Annotated in this window: 14 protein-coding genes; 7 read left to right on the top strand and 7 right to left on the bottom strand. The window is 76.6% G+C overall.

Translation table 11 applies throughout. The features are described 5' to 3' along the window. Positions 1–180 precede the first annotated feature (180 nt). A complete protein-coding gene (locus AB0Q99_RS23370) occupies positions 181–3087 on the top strand; it encodes a BTAD domain-containing putative transcriptional regulator (RefSeq protein WP_363574758.1) in 2907 nt (968 codons plus the stop codon). On the opposite strand, the gene AB0Q99_RS23365 is transcribed toward AB0Q99_RS23370, so the two are convergent. The 3 genes from AB0Q99_RS23365 to AB0Q99_RS23355 form a co-directional block, all read right to left on the bottom strand. Then, a complete protein-coding gene (locus AB0Q99_RS23365) occupies positions 3048–3605 on the bottom strand; it encodes a TetR/AcrR family transcriptional regulator (protein ID WP_363574756.1) in 558 nt (185 codons plus the stop codon). The two genes, AB0Q99_RS23370 and AB0Q99_RS23365, sit on opposite strands and share 40 nt — an antisense overlap. An 80-nt stretch (positions 3606–3685) precedes the next feature. Continuing rightward, entirely contained in the window at positions 3686–5080 is a 1395-nt protein-coding gene (locus AB0Q99_RS23360; protein WP_363574754.1) for an amidase, read from the bottom strand. After that, positions 5080–5289 (bottom strand): hypothetical protein, encoded by a 210-nt coding sequence (locus AB0Q99_RS23355; protein ID WP_363574752.1) that lies wholly within the window; start codon positions 5287–5289, stop codon positions 5080–5082. The genes AB0Q99_RS23360 and AB0Q99_RS23355 overlap by 1 nt, the downstream gene beginning before the upstream one ends. A gap of 141 nt (positions 5290–5430) precedes the next feature. Between AB0Q99_RS23355 and AB0Q99_RS23350 the strand changes: the two genes are divergently transcribed. From AB0Q99_RS23350 to AB0Q99_RS23340, 3 genes are all read left to right on the top strand, one after another. Beyond that, positions 5431–6324: an MBL fold metallo-hydrolase gene (locus AB0Q99_RS23350; protein ID WP_363574750.1), complete on the top strand. Its 894-nt coding sequence runs from the start codon at positions 5431–5433 to the stop codon at positions 6322–6324. Positions 6325–6455: 131 nt separating this feature from the next. Further along, a complete protein-coding gene (locus AB0Q99_RS23345; RefSeq protein ID WP_363574748.1) occupies positions 6456–6941 on the top strand; it encodes a hypothetical protein in 486 nt (161 codons plus the stop codon). Further along, complete coding sequence (locus AB0Q99_RS23340; RefSeq protein WP_363574746.1) at positions 6938–7240, top strand: hypothetical protein; 303 nt, start codon at positions 6938–6940, stop codon at positions 7238–7240. The genes AB0Q99_RS23345 and AB0Q99_RS23340 overlap by 4 nt, the downstream gene beginning before the upstream one ends. A 118-nt stretch (positions 7241–7358) precedes the next feature. On the opposite strand, the gene AB0Q99_RS23335 is transcribed toward AB0Q99_RS23340, so the two are convergent. Beyond that, positions 7359–7982, bottom strand: coding sequence for a TetR/AcrR family transcriptional regulator (locus tag AB0Q99_RS23335; RefSeq protein ID WP_363574744.1), 624 nt, complete (start codon positions 7980–7982; stop codon positions 7359–7361). A gap of 133 nt (positions 7983–8115) precedes the next feature. Here AB0Q99_RS23335 and AB0Q99_RS23330 point away from each other — a divergent pair, with 133 nt between their 5' ends. Both AB0Q99_RS23330 and AB0Q99_RS23325 read left to right on the top strand, forming a co-directional pair. Then, complete coding sequence (locus tag AB0Q99_RS23330) at positions 8116–10344, top strand: MMPL family transporter (RefSeq protein WP_363574742.1); 2229 nt, start codon at positions 8116–8118, stop codon at positions 10342–10344. Positions 10345–10430: 86 nt separating this feature from the next. Beyond that, positions 10431–11258 (top strand): hypothetical protein, encoded by an 828-nt coding sequence (locus AB0Q99_RS23325; RefSeq protein WP_363574740.1) that lies wholly within the window; start codon positions 10431–10433, stop codon positions 11256–11258. Positions 11259–11538: 280 nt separating this feature from the next. Here AB0Q99_RS23325 and AB0Q99_RS23320 read toward each other — a convergent pair whose 3' ends face one another. From AB0Q99_RS23320 to AB0Q99_RS23310, 3 genes are all read right to left on the bottom strand, one after another. Further along, a complete protein-coding gene (locus tag AB0Q99_RS23320; protein WP_363574738.1) occupies positions 11539–13563 on the bottom strand; it encodes an NHL repeat-containing protein in 2025 nt (674 codons plus the stop codon). Between the two features lie 215 nt (positions 13564–13778). Then, positions 13779–14984, bottom strand: a complete 1206-nt coding sequence (locus tag AB0Q99_RS23315) for an MFS transporter (RefSeq protein WP_363574736.1) — start codon at positions 14982–14984, stop codon at positions 13779–13781. 250 nt (positions 14985–15234) lie between these two features. Then, positions 15235–15702 carry a MarR family transcriptional regulator gene (locus AB0Q99_RS23310; protein WP_363574734.1) on the bottom strand — a complete coding sequence of 156 codons (468 nt, stop codon included), beginning with the start codon at positions 15700–15702 and terminating at the stop codon, positions 15235–15237. Positions 15703–15970: 268 nt separating this feature from the next. Here AB0Q99_RS23310 and AB0Q99_RS23305 point away from each other — a divergent pair, with 268 nt between their 5' ends. Further along, positions 15971–16561 (top strand): lytic polysaccharide monooxygenase, encoded by a 591-nt coding sequence (locus tag AB0Q99_RS23305; protein ID WP_363574732.1) that lies wholly within the window; start codon positions 15971–15973, stop codon positions 16559–16561. Positions 16562–16823 lie beyond the last annotated feature (262 nt).

Genomic DNA, 16823 nt, shown 5'->3' with positions numbered 1-16823 from the left:
GCGCAGGATTTCCGTCCGGCGCCGCGCGGCCCGCGGCGGCCGTGCGCGGCGGCCCCGCGCACGCGGGCCGCCGCCGTCCGGTCGTCATCCGGTGGTCACCCGCGCGCCACCCGGGCGACGCCCTGTGATCGCCGAGTCGCCTACTGTCATATGCTTGTCACATCACATGGGGGGCGAGTCTTGGATTTCCGATTGCTGGGCTCGGTGGCCGCGGTGGCCGCGGACGGCCGCGAGCTGCCCGCCGGGTCCGCCAAACGCCGCAGCCTGCTCGCCATGCTGCTGCTGAACCCCGGCGCCCCGGTCACCGTGGACCGGCTCACCGAGACGCTCTGGGACGACGAACCGCCCCGGCACTCGCGCACCGTCATCCACAACCACGTCTCCGGCCTGCGCGCCCTGCTCGCCACGCACGGCGCGTCCGCCGCCGGCGTCGAACTGGTCACCGACGGCGGCGCCTACCTGCTGCGGGTACCCGAACTCGCGGTCGACACCGCCCGCTTCGAACACCTCCTGCACCGCGCCCGGTCGACACCCGACACCGCCGAGGCCGTCACGGCACTGCGGGAGGCACTCGCGCTGTGGCGCGGCCCCGCACTCGCCGGCACCGAACCCAGCGTCCCGCTGCAGTGCGCCGCGCACGCCCTGGAGGAACTGCGGCTCACGGCCGTGGAGGACCTGGCCCGCGCCCACGGCCGGCTCGGCGACCACGGCGCGGCGGCCGGCGTGCTGTCCACCGAGGCCACCATGAACCCGCTGCGCGAACCGCTGGTCGCCGCGCTCGTCCTGGCCCTCGGCCGGGCCGGACGGCGCTCGGAGGCGCTGGACTGGTTCCACCGCACCCGCCGGGCCCTGGCCGAGGAACTGGGCATCGACCCCGGCCCCGAACTCGTCGAGGCCTACGACTCGCTGCTGCGCACCGACGCCGCCTCGCTGCGCCCCGACCGGGTCCCGCCCCCGCGCGTCCCCACCGTCGGCGGCCCGGCCTCCGTCCCCGGCCCGGGCCCCGTACGCACCGCCACGACGTCCGCCGCCGCCGCACCCGCCGTCCCCGCCGCCTCCGCACCCGCGCCCGCCGCGCCCGTCCCCGTGCCCGCCACCGCCGGGCCGGCCGGCCCCGCCCGCCCGCCGCGCGCCACCCCCTGGCCCTTCCCCCGCCGCCCGCGCGGCTTCTCCGGCCGGGAGGACGAACTGGCCGCACTCGACCGGGCCACCGCCGGCCCCGCCGCCATCGCCGTCGTCACCGGCGGCGCCGGGATCGGCAAGACCACCCTCGCCCTGTACTGGGCCCACCGCCGCCAGGACGACTTCCCCGACGGCCGGCTCTACGTCGACCTCTGCGGCCACAGCCCGCTGCCCGAACGCTCCACCCCCGCCGTCCTGCGCGAACTGCTGCTCGGCCTCGGCCTGCCCGCCGAGCAGATGCCCGCGACCCCCGAGGCCCTGGCCGCCCGCTACCGCGAGCTGACCACCGGCCGCCGGATGCTCGTCGTCCTGGACAACGCCCGCCGCTCCGACCAGGTCCGCCCGCTGCTGCCCGACGGCGAGGACTGCGTCACCCTGGTCACCAGCCGCGACCGGCTCGGCGGCCTGGTCGCCTCCGACGCCGCCCGCCCCGTCCCGCTCGCCGAACTGTCGCCCCCGCAGGCCGTCACCCTGCTCGCCGCCACCCTCGGCGCCGACCTCGTCGCCGCCCAACCCGAGGCCGCCGCCCGGCTCGCCGCCCTGTGCGACGGCCTGCCGCTCGCGCTGCGCCTCGCCGCCGCCCGCGTCGCCACCGGCCCGGCCCGCGACCTCGCCGTCCTCGCCGACGAACTCGCCGACGAACAGGGCCGGTTGGGCATCCTCGACGTCGAGGACACCAGCGTCGCCGCCGCCCTCGCGCTCACCGTCCAGCACCTGTCCGAGCCCGCCCGCCGGATGTTCCACCGCCTCGGCGCCCACACCGGCACCACCCTCGACAGCCGCACCGCCGCCGCGCTCGCCGACTGCCGACCCACCGAGGCCTCCGGCGCGCTCGGCCAACTCGCCACCGCCCACCTCATCGTCGAGATCGGCCGCGACGCCTACACCCTGCACGACCTCGTCCGCCTCTACGCCCGCAGCCTGCCCGGTGAGATCGACGACGAGGTGCTGCCGCGCCTGCTCGACCACCTGCTGAACACCCTGCTCGTCGCCTGCGACGCCGCCGAACCGGGCAGCGAGCCCTGCTGCGCCCTGCCGCCCGGCACCCGCCCCGCCGAGGTCCGCCCGTTCCCCGACCGCGCGAGCGCGCTCAACTGGTACGCCGCCGAACGGGACACCCTGCGCGGCGCGGTCGAGGCGGCGGTCGCCGCCGGACTGCACGACCGGGCCTGGCGCCTGGTCCTGCTGCAGTGGCCGCTGATCGTGTGGCAGGTCCGGGACGGCTGGGTGCCGCTGCTCGAACACGGCCTGGCCGCCGCCGAGGCCGACCGCGACCCGGGCGCCCAGTCCCGCGCCCGCGCCCTGCTCGGCTGGGTCCTGCTGGAGGAGGGCCGCCACGAACAGGCCCTGGTCCACCTGGAACGCGCCCCCGACCTCGCCGCCCGGGCCGGCGACGGCACCGCGCAGGCCGTCGCCCTGATGAACCTGGCCGTCGCCCTCGGCCGCTACGGCCGCAACACCCGGGTCCGCGGCCTGCTGGTGCGCGCCCTCTCGCTGTCCGAACGGGCCGGCCGCATCGACCTGGTCGCCCTCGCCCGCCAGCACCTCGCCCAGGAATGCCTGAGCGCCGGCCACCCGGAGGAGGCCGCCCACCACGCCGCCCGCGGCCTGGCCCTCGCCGAACCGCCCTTCCCCGCCGCCCGCCGGGTCCTGCTGCAGACCCTCTACGGCCGCGCCCTCGCCGCCACCGGCCACCCGGAGGAGGCCGCCCGCCACCTCGACGCCGCCGTCCGCGCCGCCCGCGCCCACCAGTACGGCGACGGCGAGGCGGACGCCCTGGCGGCCCTGCGCACCCTGCCCGCCGCGGCCGCGGCGACCGCCACCGCCACCGCCACCGCCACCGCGGGGAGCGGCGGGGGAGCGGGTCAGCCGTCGAGGAGCCCGGCCACCAGCCGACGGGCGTAGGCGCCGTCCAGCCCGGCCGGGCGGAACAGGACGCGGTACATCAGCGGGGCGACCACGCGGTCCATCACCTCCTCGACGCCCGGGGCCGGCTCCCCGCGCCCGCGGGCCCGGGCGAGGACGGTGTCGACCTGTTCGGCGGCATAGGCCGAGCAGCGGCCGGCGTTGCCGCCGTCGGGATCGCCGAGCAGGGCGTCGCGGACGTAGGCGCGCCCCGCGGGGGAGGCCATCTCGTCGAGGAACTGCTCCGCCCAGGCCGTCAGATCCCCCCGCAGGCCGCCGAGGTCCTGCGGCGCGGCGTCGGGCCGCAGCCGCTCCACCGCGACGTCCGACAGCAGCTCCCGCAGATCGCCCCAGCGGCGGTAGACCGTCGACGGCGTGACCCCCGCCCGCTGGGCGACCATCGGCACCGTCAGCGCGTCGCGGCCCGCCTCCGCCAGCAGCTCGCGCACGGCGGCGTGCACGGCCTCCTGGACCCGGGCGCTGCGCCCGCCGGGGCGCACCATCTGCCTGCGACTCATGGCGCCCACCTTAAAGCACAGCCGTCGCGTTTACCGTGGCCCCGACGCCGGCCCCGACACCGGCCCCGAGACCGGGCCCGTCACCCGGGCACCGGGGCGAGGGTGCGGACCGGGCGGGTGTGCTCGTGGGCGTGGGCGACCCGCAGCAGGGTGCGTTCGCCGAGGGGGCGGGCGAGCACCTGCATGCCGATCGGCAGGCCGGCCGGGTCGTGGCCGACGGGCAGGGACAGCGCGGGCGCGCCGGTGATGTCGGCGGGGGCGGAGAGGCGGACGTAGGCGTCGGAGACGCTCTCGGTGGTGCCGTCGGGCCAGTCGACGCTCTCCTGGCCGGCCGGCACGGCGGTCATCGGGACGGCCGGGGCGGCGATCACGTCGACCCGCTCCCACAGCCGCGCCCACTCCTGCCGCATCAGGGTCCGGGCGCGCTGGGCGCGCAGGTGGTCCGCGGCGCTCATCAGCGCGCCGGCCTCCAGCAGGACGCGGACGTCGTCCCCGTAGCGTTCGGGCGCCGAGCGCAGGGCGGACTCGTGGTAGGCGGTGGCTTCGGGGACCATCAGGCCCCAGTGGGTGGCCCGGATGTAGCGGGTGAGCGGGATGTCGACCGGGACGAGCCGGGCGCCGAGCGCCGCCAGGTGTCCGACGGCCCGCCGCACGGCGCTCTCCACCGGTGCGGTGACGCGGTCGAAGTAGTAGGTGCGCGGCACGCCGACGCGCAGTCCGGTCAGGTCGGTGTCCGGGTGCGGGCGGAGGTCGGGGGCGGGGACGTCGAGCGAAGCGGGGTCGCGCGGATCGTGGCCGACCAGGGCGGCCAGGACGAGGGCGGCGTCCTCGGCGGTGCGGGTGAGCGGGCCGACGTGGTCCAACGACCAGGACAGCGGGGTGACACCGTGGCGGGGGACCAGTCCGTAGGTGGGCTTGAGGCCGACGACGCCGTTGAGCGCGGCGGGCACCCGGATCGACCCGCCGGTGTCGGTGCCCAGGGCGAAGGTCGCCGTGCCCGCGGCCACGGCGGCCGCCGAGCCGCCGCTGGAGCCGCCGGCGATCCGGTCGCGGTCCCAGGCGTTGCGGGTCCGCGGGGTGATCAGGCCGTAGGCGAACTCGTGGGTGTGGGTCTTGCCGACGAGGACGGCGCCGGCCGCCGCGAGCCGGGCGGTCACGGTGGCGTCGGTGTGCGCCCGGTGGCCCTCGCGCACCCGGGAGCCGGCCCCGGTGGCCAGGCCGGCGACGTCGATCAGGTCCTTGAGGGCGACCGGGACGCCGTGCAGCGGCCCGCGCGGACCGCTGCGGGCGATCTCCCGTTCCGCCTCGTGCGCCGCCAGGCGGGCCCGTTCGGCGGTGACCTCGGCGTAGGCGCCGAGGCCGGGCTCGACCCGCTCGACGCGGTCGAGGACCGACTCCACCAGTTCGACGGGGGACAGGCGCCGGGCGCGGATCTCCCGCGCGGCGGCGGCCAGCGACAGCTCGTACGGGTGCATCACGCCACCTCCGTGCCGTGGTCGTGCACCGCGCGGTAGGCGGCGGCCGGCGGGGTGTCCGCGAGGTCCAGCTCCCGCAGGACGGCGACCGTCGCGCGGATGTGCTCGGCGGCGGCCGCGACCGCCGCGTGCCGCTCGGTGGGCAGCGGGACGCCGGCGCGGGCGGCCTGACGGGCCGCCTCCTGCGGGGTGAGGTCGTCGGTGGGCATGGGTCCTCCCCTTTCAAAAGCTAAAGATTTGCTTTAGGTGACCGTAGGCCCTAGGGTCCACCTAAAGCAAACCCGTTGCTTTTAGCGTCCCCGTCCCTCGCCCGCCCCTCGCCGGCCACCGCCCGCACCGAAGGAGCCCCCGTGCCGACCCCCGCCCCCGCCCCTGCCTGGACCGTGGGAGACGTCACCGTCCACCGCGTCGACGAGATCCCGCTGCCGCCCGCCACCGGCCCCTGGCTGCTGCCCGACGCCACCCCCGAGCTGGTGCGGGGCCAGGACTGGCTGCACCCCCACTTCGCCGACCCGGACGGCACGCTGCGCCTGGCCAGCCACACCTTCGCCTTCACCGTGGGCGGCCTGCGCGTCCTGGTCGACACCGGCATCGGCAACGGCAAACAGCGCGCCAATCCCGCCTGGCACGACCTGGACACCGACTACCTGGAGCGCCTGAGCGCCGCCGGGTTCCCCCCGGACGCCGTCGACCTGGTGATCCTCACCCACCTGCACGCCGACCACGTCGGCTGGAACACCCGTGCCGTGGAAGGCCGTTGGGTCCCCACCTTCCCCCGCGCCCGCTACCTGACCGCCCGGGCCGAGCGGGAGTTCTGGGCCGGGCACCCGATGGAGGAGGCGCGCCGGCAGATGTTCGAGGACTCCGTGCTCCCGGTCGAGCGGGCGGGACTGCTCGACCTCCTCGACGTCCCCGCCGAGGGCCTGACCGTCGCCCCGGGCCTGCGCCTGGTGCCCACCCCCGGCCACACCCCGGGACACGTCGCCGTCGAACTGACCGGCGGGGGCGGCACCGCGCTGATCACCGGCGACTGCGTCCACCACCCCGTCCAGCTCGCCCACCCCGGCGTCGGCGCCTGCGTCGACATCGACCCCGCGCGCTCCCGGGCCACCCGCGAGGCCCTGCTCGCCTCGCTCGCCGACACCGGGACCCTCCTGCTGGGCACCCACTTCGCCCCGCCCACCGCCGGGCACGTCCGCCGCCACGGCGACGCCTACCGGCTGCGGCCCGTCCCCGCCGCCTGACGGCCGAACCGGGCCGGTCGTGGCCGGTAGAACCGTGCGCCGCAGGGGAAGTGACGTCGCATCAGTGCCGACGGGGCGGCACCGTGCCCGAACGGTTCGTCCCCGCCGGCCGCCCGAGCGAGGGAGACGCGATGACCGTGCCGTCGGAGTGGAGCCGCGAGGCCGAACTGCTGGAGCTCTACAAGCTCGCCGTGGAGATGGCCGACCGGGTCTCGGCCCGCCGGGGCACCGCCAACACCTACTTCCTCTCCGTGCAGACCGCCCTGGTCACCCTGATCGGCTTCGGCATACCCAAGCTCTCCGAGTCCCCGTGGTGGGTGCCGACGGCCGTCGCGCTGGCCGGCATCACCCTCTCCGTCGCCTGGTGGATGCAGCTGCGCAGCTACCGGGACCTCAACGCCGCCAAGTTCCAGGTCATCAACGCCCTGGAGTGCCAGCTCGCGGCGCGGATCTACACCGACGAGTGGGCCACCCTCAGGGGCGCCGCCCGGGGCGGCCGGTGGCGCAAGCACTACACCGAACTCGGCACCACCGAACGGGCCGTGCCGGTGGTCTTCGCGGCGGCCCACCTGATCCTCCTCACCGGCACCCTGGTCACCGGCACACTGGGCTCATGAGCCACCTCGACCCGATCGCCGACCTGATCCGCGACTGCCTGCCCGCGGAGGCGAGACCCCCCGCGCGCTCCGACGACCTGTTCCGCATCTACGCCGTCCTGCTGCAGGCCAAGGGCGACCAGGTCACCGACGAGGACGTGCACAACGCCTGGACCGCCTGGACCCAGTCCACCGACGACACCCACAAGGCGCTGGTGCCCTTCGACGAACTCGACGCCCGCACCCGCGCCCTGGACACCCCCTACACGCTGGCCATCCGGGCCGCCGCCCGCAAGCTGCACCCCCCGGTGGTCCGGTAGGACCGGTGGTCCGCCCCGACCACCCCGCTCCCGTTTCCTCTCCCTGCCGCCGCCCCGGCCCCGCCCCGCCGCCCGTCCGTCGCGGCCGGCGGGGCCGCCGCCCATCCGTGCCCGCCGCTCAGCCGTGCCCGCCCGCCCCGGCGCCGGCCAGGAGCGTGTGCACGGTGGCGGCCATGGCGTGCCGCGCCTGTTCGACGCTCAGGCCGCCCTCGCGCCAGTGGTACCAGGCGCTCCAGGTGGTCACCGCGTCCAGGCCGTCGAGCAGGTCGGCGCGGGCGGGCTCGGGCAGCGGGTCGAGTTCCGCGGCGAAGACCTGGGTGAGCCGCAGGCGGGCGAAGTCCAGCATCTGCCGGACGGCCTCCTGGATCCGCGGGGAGGGGTTCTCCAGGCGCATGACGGCGAGCCGGGCCGGGGTGACGCCCTCCAGGATGCGCGCGCGCTGTTCGGTGATGGCCGCCACGCGCACCTCGCGCGGCCCTTCGGTGGGCAACGGCCTGATCTGGGCCGCGAGTTGCTCCAGGCGCCGGCTGACGGCCACTTCGGCCAGTTCGGCCATGTCCGCGAAGTGGTGGAACACCAGCCGGCGCGAGACGCCCGCCCGCTCGGCCACCTTGTCGGCGGGGAAGTGCGCCTGGTTCTCGTCGAGCAGCGACAGCACCGCGTCGGCGATCTTCTCGCGGGTCTGCCGCCCGCGTGCCGTGCGCCCGTCGGGGACGGGCGTGGCGGTCTCGGTCTGCTTCACGTGGGCCCCTCGACCTCTCGTTGACATTCTTGCACCGCGGGTGCAAGTGTACGCGTTGCACGATGAGTGCAATAAGTTTGGCGGGGGCTCCTTTCGCGCTGCCCGCCGCACGAGAAAGGGCTGTCCGCCGCCGATGTTCACCACTGTGGGGCGCTGGTGCGCCCGCAGGCCCAAGCGCGTCCTCGCGGCCTGGCTGCTGCTGGCGGCCGCCGCCCTCACCGCCCTCGCCACGTTCGGGCGCGTCACCAGCGAGGCCGTCTCCATCCCCGGCAGCGACAGCCAGGCCGCGAAGGACATCGCCGACCGCGCGTTCCCCGCCCCGGCCTCCGGCAAGCAGCCCGTCCTGCTGCACACCCCCGACGGCGCCGCACCGCTCACCGACCCCGCCGCCACCGCCGCGGTCCGCAGCACGGCCGCGGCCATCGCGGCGGTGCCGCACGTGGTCGCCGTCACCACGCCCTACGACCCGGCAGGCGCCACGGCGATGAGCGCCGACGGCCACACCGCCTACCTCTCGGTCGAACTCGACGTCACCGGACGGGACGTGACGCCCGCGACGACCGACGCCGTACTCGCCGCGGCCGCCCCGGCCACCGCCGCCGGCATCGAGGTCACCCCGGGCGGCTACCTGGCCGCCGCGGTCGACAAGGGGAGCACCGGGCGCAGCGAGGCCATCGGCCTCGGCGCCGCCCTGGTGATCCTCGTCCTCGCCCTCGGCAGCCTCGTCGCCGCCGCCCTGCCGCTGCTCGCCGGCGTGATCGGCCTCGCCATCGCCCTGCCCGTCCTCGGCCTGGCCGGCCACCTGATGGACGTGCCCGAGGCCGGCGAGACCATCGCCGCCATGATCGGCCTGGGCGTGGGCATCGACTACACCCTCTTCGGCCTCACCCGCTTCCGGGACCTGCGCGCCGCCGGCGTCGGCGTCGAGGACGCGGCCGTGCGCACCACCGCCGGCTCCGGCAAGTCCGTCGCCTTCGCCGGCAGCGCCGTCGTCGCCGCGCTCGCCGGACTGGCCCTGGGCGGCCTGCCGCTGCTGTACGCCCTGGCGCTCGCCCCCGCGATCGCCGTGGTGACGGCGCTGGGCGTGAACCTCACCCTCCTGCCCGCCGCCCTCGTCCTGCTGGGCGGGCGGCTCACCCCCCGGCCCGCCGCCCCCGCCCCCGCCGGGCGCCCGCGCGGCTGGGGCCGGATCGCCGCCCTGGTCGCGGCCCGGCCCTGGCCCCTGCTGCTGGCCGGCCTCGCCCTGCTCGGCGCCCTCGCCGCCCCCGCCGCCGGCCTCCACCTCGGCCAGCTGGACGCGGGCAGCAAGGCCGCCGGGAGCATGAGCCGCACCGCCTACGACCGGATGGCCGCGGCCTTCGGCCCGGGCGCCAACGGCGCGCTCCAGGTCCTCGACGTGCTGCCCACCCCGGCCACCACCGGAGCCGCCGACCCGCGCGCGGCGACCGTGACCACCGCGCTGCGCACGGCCGAGGGCGTCGCCGCCGTCAGCCCGCCGGTGCTCGCCGCCGACGGCCGCACCGTCCGCTGGCAGGTCACCCCGACCACCGCCCCCGCCGACGCCGCCACCACCGCGCTCGTCCACCGGCTGCGCGCGGACGTGCTGCCCGCCGCCACCGCCGGCAGCGGCCAGGTGACGCACGTCGGCGGCACCCCCGCCGCCCAGGCGGACCTCAACGCGCGGATCGCGCAGCGGATGCCGTCCGTCATCGGCTTCGTCCTGGCCGTCGCCGGCCTGCTCCTGCTGCTGGCCTTCCGCTCACCGGTCGTCGCGGTGAAGGCCGCCGTGATGAACCTGGTCTCGGTCGCCGCCGCCTACGGTGTGCTCACCGCGGTCTTCCAGCACGGCCACGGTGCCCGGCTGATCGGCCTGGACGGTGCCGTGCCCATCCCCGGCTACGTGCCGCTGCTGATGTTCGCCGTGCTCTTCGGCCTGTCGATGGACTACGAGGTCTTCCTGCTCAGTGCCGTACGGGAGGGCTACCTGCGGGAGCGGGACAATCGCCGCGCCGTGGTGGCCGGCCTCGCCGGCACCGGACGGATCATCAGCTCGGCCGCCCTGATCATGGTCGCGGTCTTCCTCAGCTACCTGCTCTCCGACGACCCTGTCGTCAAGATGTTCGGCATCGGCCTGGCGACCGCCGTCGCCCTGGACGCCACCGTCGTGCGCGGCCTGCTGGTGCCTTCCACCATGGTCCTGCTCGGCGACGGGAACTGGTGGCTGCCTCGCTGGCTCGACCGCCTGCTGCCGCACGTCGACATCGAGGGCGACGGCCACCAGGAACACCCCACCGCGCCGGACCCCGCGACCCCGGACCCCGCGACCCAGGACCCCGCCACCCCGGCGGCCGCAGCCCGCTGAGCCCCACGGCCCCGCACCCACCGCCAGCCGCCACCTCGCGGCCGCACTTCTCCCCGACCCGATCCACCTGCCAGGAGCAGTTCCCGATGCACCCGCACCCGCGCCGCCTGTCGGCGCTCACCGCCCTCGCCCTCACCGCCGGTGCCGCCGCGCTCGCGGCGCCCGCCGCCCACGCCGCCCCCGACTGCGGGCGGGCGCCGGTCCAGTACTCCGTCGACGGCGGCGCCCACTGGACGAACAGCGCGACCATGCCCGCCGAGTCCGCCACCGTCCAGGTCCGATTGGCCGGCGAACCGGCCGCCGGCTGCGACTACCACGTCTCCCTGGGCTCCTACGAGGCCCAGGGCCCGACGTGGGCCACCTCGGGCCGACAGACCTTCCTCGGCTGGGCGACCACCACACTCACCCGCGAGCACTACCGGGACACCCTCGACGTCACCGGCCACCTGCCGCACTGCTACGGCGAGTTGGCCCTCTACGCGGTCGGCGAGAAGTACGACGGCAGCGACAGCGACCACCCGCTGCCGCACTACCCGGACGAGCCGTTCTCCGGCCTGGCGATCGCCTCCTGGAACGGTGGCACGGCCTGCGCACCCACGCCCACGAGCAGCCCCACGCCCACCACGCCGCCGCCCGGCCCGACCGCCGGCCCGACCGCCACGACACCCGCCCCCACGGCGCCCGCCCCCACGACGGCCCCGACCGGCGGGGCCTCGCCGGCCGGCCCCGCACCGGCACCGTCCCCCACCGGCCCGGCCACGCCGTCCCGGACCCCGGCCCCGGTGGCGGCCACGACCGCTCCCGCACTGGCCGCCACCGGGACCGACGACGGCCTGCTGACCGCCGCCGCGGTCGCCGCCGCCCTCCTGACCGCCGTCGGCGGCGCGGCGGCCTACGCGGGTCGGCGCCGCTGACGGCGCTGACGCGGCGGGCGACGCACCGCGCCGCCCGCGCCGGCTCCTCCGGCCGACGGCCGTTCCGACCGCCCCGCCCGGGCCCCCGCCCCCGGCGGGGCGGTCACCGTCAGGCCGTCCTCGGCCCGGGGCCGGGCCGAGGACGGTCCTACGCCCCCTCACCCTCGCCCTCGGCTCGATGTGCGGCAGGACCGGTCTCATCGAGCCGAGGTCCACAGTGCGGAAACGCTGCGCCGGATCGGCGCAGCGTTTCAGCGGGCCGGGCCACAGGGGCAGTGGGTCAGGGCCGGGCGGGTCCGCCGAGCCGGGGGGTGGTGACGGGGGCGGCGGCGCCGATCAGGACGACCAGTTCGTGGCCGCCGGGGTTGGTCTGGACGGGCACGGTGCGCCAGTTGTTGGCCAGCCAGACGTTGCCCGAGGGGTCGATCTGCACGCCGGTGTTGCGGTCCAGCCCGTCGCTCGGGTAGCCGGTGCCGGGCGGGGAGATCGGCTGTCCGGTGCGGTGGCCGGGCGGGCAGGCGGTCAGGTCGGTGCCGCACAGCCGGGCGACGCGGTGGCCGCCGAAGTTGGCGACCCAGACGGTGTCGTCCCCGTCGACGGCCACGCCCCAGGGCAGGTACAGGCCGCCGTCGGTGAAGGGCGCGGGGGCCGGGGTCCCGTCGGGTCCGATCAGGGTGACCGAGGCGCCCGGGAGCGGGCCGGTGCCGGTGTCGGTGGCGACGGCGGTGGCGAAGTCGTCGGCGGTGGTGTTCCCGCAGGGCACCGGCAGGATGCCGCTGTTGCTGACCCAGGCGTAGCCCTTGCTGTCGGTGGCGACGGCGAGCGGGCGGCGCAGGCCGCCGCCGGTGACGGTCCGTTCCGGGGTGCCGTCGGGGGCCAGGACCTGGACGCCGTCGTTGCCGTTGCCGCTGACCCACAGCCGTCCGGCGGGGTCGACGGCGGCGCCGAAGGGCTTGCTCAGCGCGGGGGTGGGGACCTCCCGGGCGCGGGTGGCGTCGCCGTCCGGGATCCGGGTCACGCCGTCGCCGCCGCAGTTGGCGATCCAGACGGTGCCGGCCCGGTCGGCGGCCATGCCCTGCGGCTGGGCGATGCCGCCGCGGCGCCAGCCCTCGGGCGGGGAGAGCGGGGTGCCGTCGGGGGCGAACTGGGAGGCGCTGCGTTCGAGTCGGGTCGGGTCGACGGGGCAGCCGCGGCCCTGGAAGCCGAAGTTGCCGACCCAGGCGCTGCCGTGGGCGTCGACGGTGACGCCGAAGCCGGCGCCGTACAGGCCGCCGCCTCGGTAGGGCGCGCCGGGGGCGTCCCGGCCGGTGGGGGTGAACTTGAGGACGGTGCGGCCGCCGCAGGCCGGGACGGCGGGGTCGGCCTGGTACGCGTAGTTGTTGCTGACCCAGGCGTTGCCCTCGGCGTCGAAGGCGAGGTTGCCGGGGCCGTCGAGCTCCTGGCCGTTGCCGTCGTAGCGCAGGGCGACGGTCCAGGCGTCGGGGGCGGCGGGCAGGGCGGGCCGGTAGGTCGGGGTGGTGGCGGCGAGGGCGAAGAGCTCGGCGGTGTCGTGGCCGGGGTCGTGGGCGATGTCGACGGCGGCGCGCAGGGTGTCGTGCGGCCGGTCGTGGCCGGGGCGGCGGGCGAGGTCGAACAGCTGGTCGCAGGCGCCGCCGGTGACGCAGGCGGCGAGCAGGTCGGCCAGGGTGTTGAACTCGGCCATGGTCGAGGTGAGGGCGCCGTTGGGCGGGGCGGCGAGCAGGGCGGCGATGTCGCCGGTGCCGGTGTCGGCCAGGTTGTGGGCGACACCGGCGGCGTTCTGCAGGCCGGGGTGGGGGCCGGAGACGCCGGCCGGGCCGGTGAAGCGGGACAGGGCGTAGGCGACGGCGACGGTGGTGCGCTCGTTGACGACGAGTTCGGGCGGGGCGGCGGCGCCGCTGAGCACGGCGGCGAGCACGACCGGCCCGTCCTGGGGCGGCCCGTCCGGCGGCGCGGTGTCCGGCCCGGTGCGCTGCCCGGGGTGCCCGAGGTCGGCGAGCACGTAGAGCACGGCGCGCGGGTCCTGCGGGCGGCGGTAGTCGAGGGTGAAGCGCCCGTCCTCGGCGCTGCGGGCGCGGGCCAGCACCCGTGGCGCGGCGCCCGCGCCGTCCCCGGCCTGGTAGAGCGTCACCTCGGCGCCGCCGAGCGGGGTGTCGCCGCTGCGGACCACCCCGCACTGGTCGGTGGGCTCCCACCCGGCGCCGGCGGAGGCCACCGCGTGGGAGGGTCCGGCGGCGAGCTGGGCCAGGAGGGCGGCGGTCAGCAGGACGCCGCGGCGTCGGCGCATGGGGGCTCCGTTCGGTCGCAGGGGGACGGCGGCCGGTGCGCCCGGTTCGGGCAGGGCCGCCGTCCTCCTGCCTGCCACATCCGGGCCCCGCCGCGCGCGACCGGCCGCGGGACGCGGCGGAAATTGCCCGGTACGGGCGAGGGGAGGCCGTGCCCCGGCCCGGGAAGCCGGCCCCGGCCCCCGGGGTGACGATCCGCGCGCGGGCCGGGCGGTGGTCAGTGGTGCTGCAGGGCGGCGGCGCGGGGGGCCGGGGCCGGCGTGACGGCGGCGCGGGCCCGGTCGCGGCGCTCCAGGGCGGCGGACCAGAAGGCGAGCAGCAGCGCGGCGGCGGCGAGGGCGGCGCCGACCCAGTTCGGGGCGGTGTAGCCGAGGCCGGCGGCGATGACGGTCCCGCCGAGCCAGGCGGCCAGCGCGTTGCCGAGGTTGAACGCCCCGATGTTGACGGCGGAGGCCAGGGTGGGCGCGCCGTGGGCCTGGTCGAGCACCCGCTTCTGCAGCGGGGGGACGGTGGCGAAGCCGAGGGCGCCGACGAGCGGAATGGTGACGGCGGCCAGGATCCTGTCGTGCGCGGTGAGGGTGAACAGCGCCAGCACGACGGCCAGGCCGCCGAGGGTGACGTAGAGCAGCGGCATCAGCTTGCGGTCGGCGTACCTGCCGCCGAGCAGGTTGCCGAGGAACATCCCGACGCCGAACAGCACCAGCAGCCAGGTGACCGCGCCCTCGGAGTAGCCGGCGACGTCGGTCATCATCGGGGCGATGTAGGTGATCGCGGCGAAGACCCCGCCGAAGCCGAGCACGGTCATCGCCATCGCCAGCAGCACCTGCGGGTTGCGGAAGGCGGTCAGCTCGCGGCGCAGGTGGGCGCCCTCGGGGCGCGGCATCGCGGGCACCAGCCCGGCGATGCCGAGCAGGCCGACCACGCCGAGCGCGGCGACGATGCCGAAGGTGGTGCGCCAGCCGACGGCCTGGCCGATGAAGGTGCCCAGCGGCACGCCGACGATGTTGGCGACGGTCATCCCGGTGAACATGGTGGCGATGGCGCCGGCCTTCTTCCCGGGGGCGACCAGGTCTGCGGCGACGACGGAGCCGATGCCGAAGAAGGCGCCGTGGGCCAGCGAGGTGACGATGCGTCCGGCCAGCATCAGCGGGAAGGTCGGCGCGAACGCGGAGAGCAGGTTGCCGACCGCGAACAGGCCCATCAGCAGCATCAGCATGGTCTTGCGGCTGATCCGGGTGCCGAGGGCGGTCATCAGCGGCGCGCCGAGGACGACGCCGAGGGCGTAGCCGCTGACCAGCAGGCCCGCGTTGGGGATGGAGACGCCGTAGTCGCCGGCGATCTGGGGCAGCAGGCCCATGATCACGAACTCGGTGGTCCCGATCCCGAACGCGCCGATGGCCAGGGCGAGGAGAGCGAGGGGCATGGGCCCATCCCTTCTGGTGGCTGCTTGAACGAGCGCCTAGTGTGCTTTCACAATAGTTGCAGGCGCTCGATAAGTGCAAACGCCGACAGGGGGCGTGCGCCATGGGGTCTGGTGGGAGGGCGCGCATGGGTGCCGGGGTGCCGGGGTGCCGGGGAGCGCGACCGGGCCCGACTCGTCCGCGCCGCGGGGCGGCGGGGGCGGGTCGGGCCCGGTGGGGGTGGATGGGGGAGCGGCCGCGGGCCGCCCGGGGTCAGGGGCGGGGCGAGGCGGCGTCCACGGCCTCGACGGCCTGGACCAGCGAGGCCAGCTCGGGGTTCCGGGCGGCCTCGTCGAGCGCCTGCCGCAGGGCGGCGTCGTTGGTCGGCCGGGCCTCCTCCAGGAGCTTCAGGCCGTCCTCGCTCACGTTGGTGTAGATCCCGCGGCGGTCGGTCGGGCACAGGTAGCGCAGCAGCAGCCCGCGGTCCTCCAGTCGGGTGACCAGGCGGGTCGTGGCGCTCTGGCTGAGCACGACGGCGTCGGCGACCTGCTTCATCTGCAGGTGTCCGCCCTCGCCGTCGTGCTGGCGGCTGAGCACGTCGAGCAGCGAGTACTCCCGCACGCTCAGGTCGTGCTTGGACTGCAGGGCGCGCTCGATGTGCGACTCGATCCGGCCGTGCAGGAGGGACAGTGCGCCCCAGCCGCTGGCGAGGGCGGTGAGCGCGGGGTCCGTGGCGGTCATGGGGCCCGGCCTCCTTCCGGATGCGGATGTACTCCAGCCAGGATAAGCCATGAATTGAAATATCGGCTAGAGCCTATATAAAGCTCGTGCAAGTATTTTCCCCGGAGTCGGGCACTGGTTCAGACCATTGACGCACGGGAAGGCGGCTCCTACGGTGTCCGCAACCGGTCTGGCGCGGGCATGCCACCCCATGGCAGGGCCCCACGCGCACCCCACGCGCACGCCCCGCGCCGGGCGCACACTCCATCCACCCCCACGGAGGAGCACCATGCGCACACGCCACCTGATCGCGGCCGCCGCGGCCGCGATCGTCCTGCCGATCGCGACGGCCCTGCCGGCCCAGTCGCACGGCTTCATCAACCAGCCGCCGAGCCGCTCCGCGCTCTGCGGCGCCGACGCCGTCCCGTGGGACTGCGGCGACATCCAGTGGGAGCCGCAGAGCGTCGAGGGCCCCAAGGGCTTCCCGGGCCGCGGCCCGGCCGACGGCACCATCTGCGCCGGCGGGGACGCCCGCTGGGCCCCGCTGGACGACCCGCGCGGCGGCGCCTGGCCCACCACCAGGGTGACGGCCGGCCAACGGCTCACCTTCACCTGGGAGATCGAGGCCCGGCACGCCACCACGAACTTCACGTACTACCTCACCAAGCCCGGCTACAACGCCTCCCGGCCGATCACCCGGGCCGCCCTGGACCTGACCCCGTTCCTGACCGTCCCCTACAACGGCCGCCAGCCCGCCGCCACCACCACCCACACCGCGACCCTGCCCACCGGCCGCACCGGCCACCAGGTGATCGTCGCCGTCTGGGAGATCGCCGACACCGGCAACGCCTTCTACTCCTGCACCGACGTGCAGTTCTGACCCGCCGCCCCGTTCCGGCCCTCCGCTCCCGCCCCCGGGCCCGACCCGCGGGCCCGAGCCACCGCCGCGTCCCGCCGGTGCCGCCCGCCCCCGCCCGGGCGGCACCGGCGGGACGCCGTACGTCCGGGCCCCGCGGGCCCCGCGGGGCGGTCCGTTCCTCGCGCGCCGGAAAAGCCGCAGATCTGTACATTGAGGGCATTTGGGGGGAGCAGCGCCAGGCTCCGCGCGTCCACGCACAGAAGGCCGAACCGCCTTCGGAAAG

The organism is Kitasatospora sp. NPDC086791 (assembly GCF_040685975.1).
Lineage (GTDB): Bacteria > Actinomycetota > Actinomycetes > Streptomycetales > Streptomycetaceae > Kitasatospora.
The sequence above is the reverse complement of the archived record's forward strand: the minus strand, read 5'-3'. Positions and strand labels throughout refer to the sequence as shown.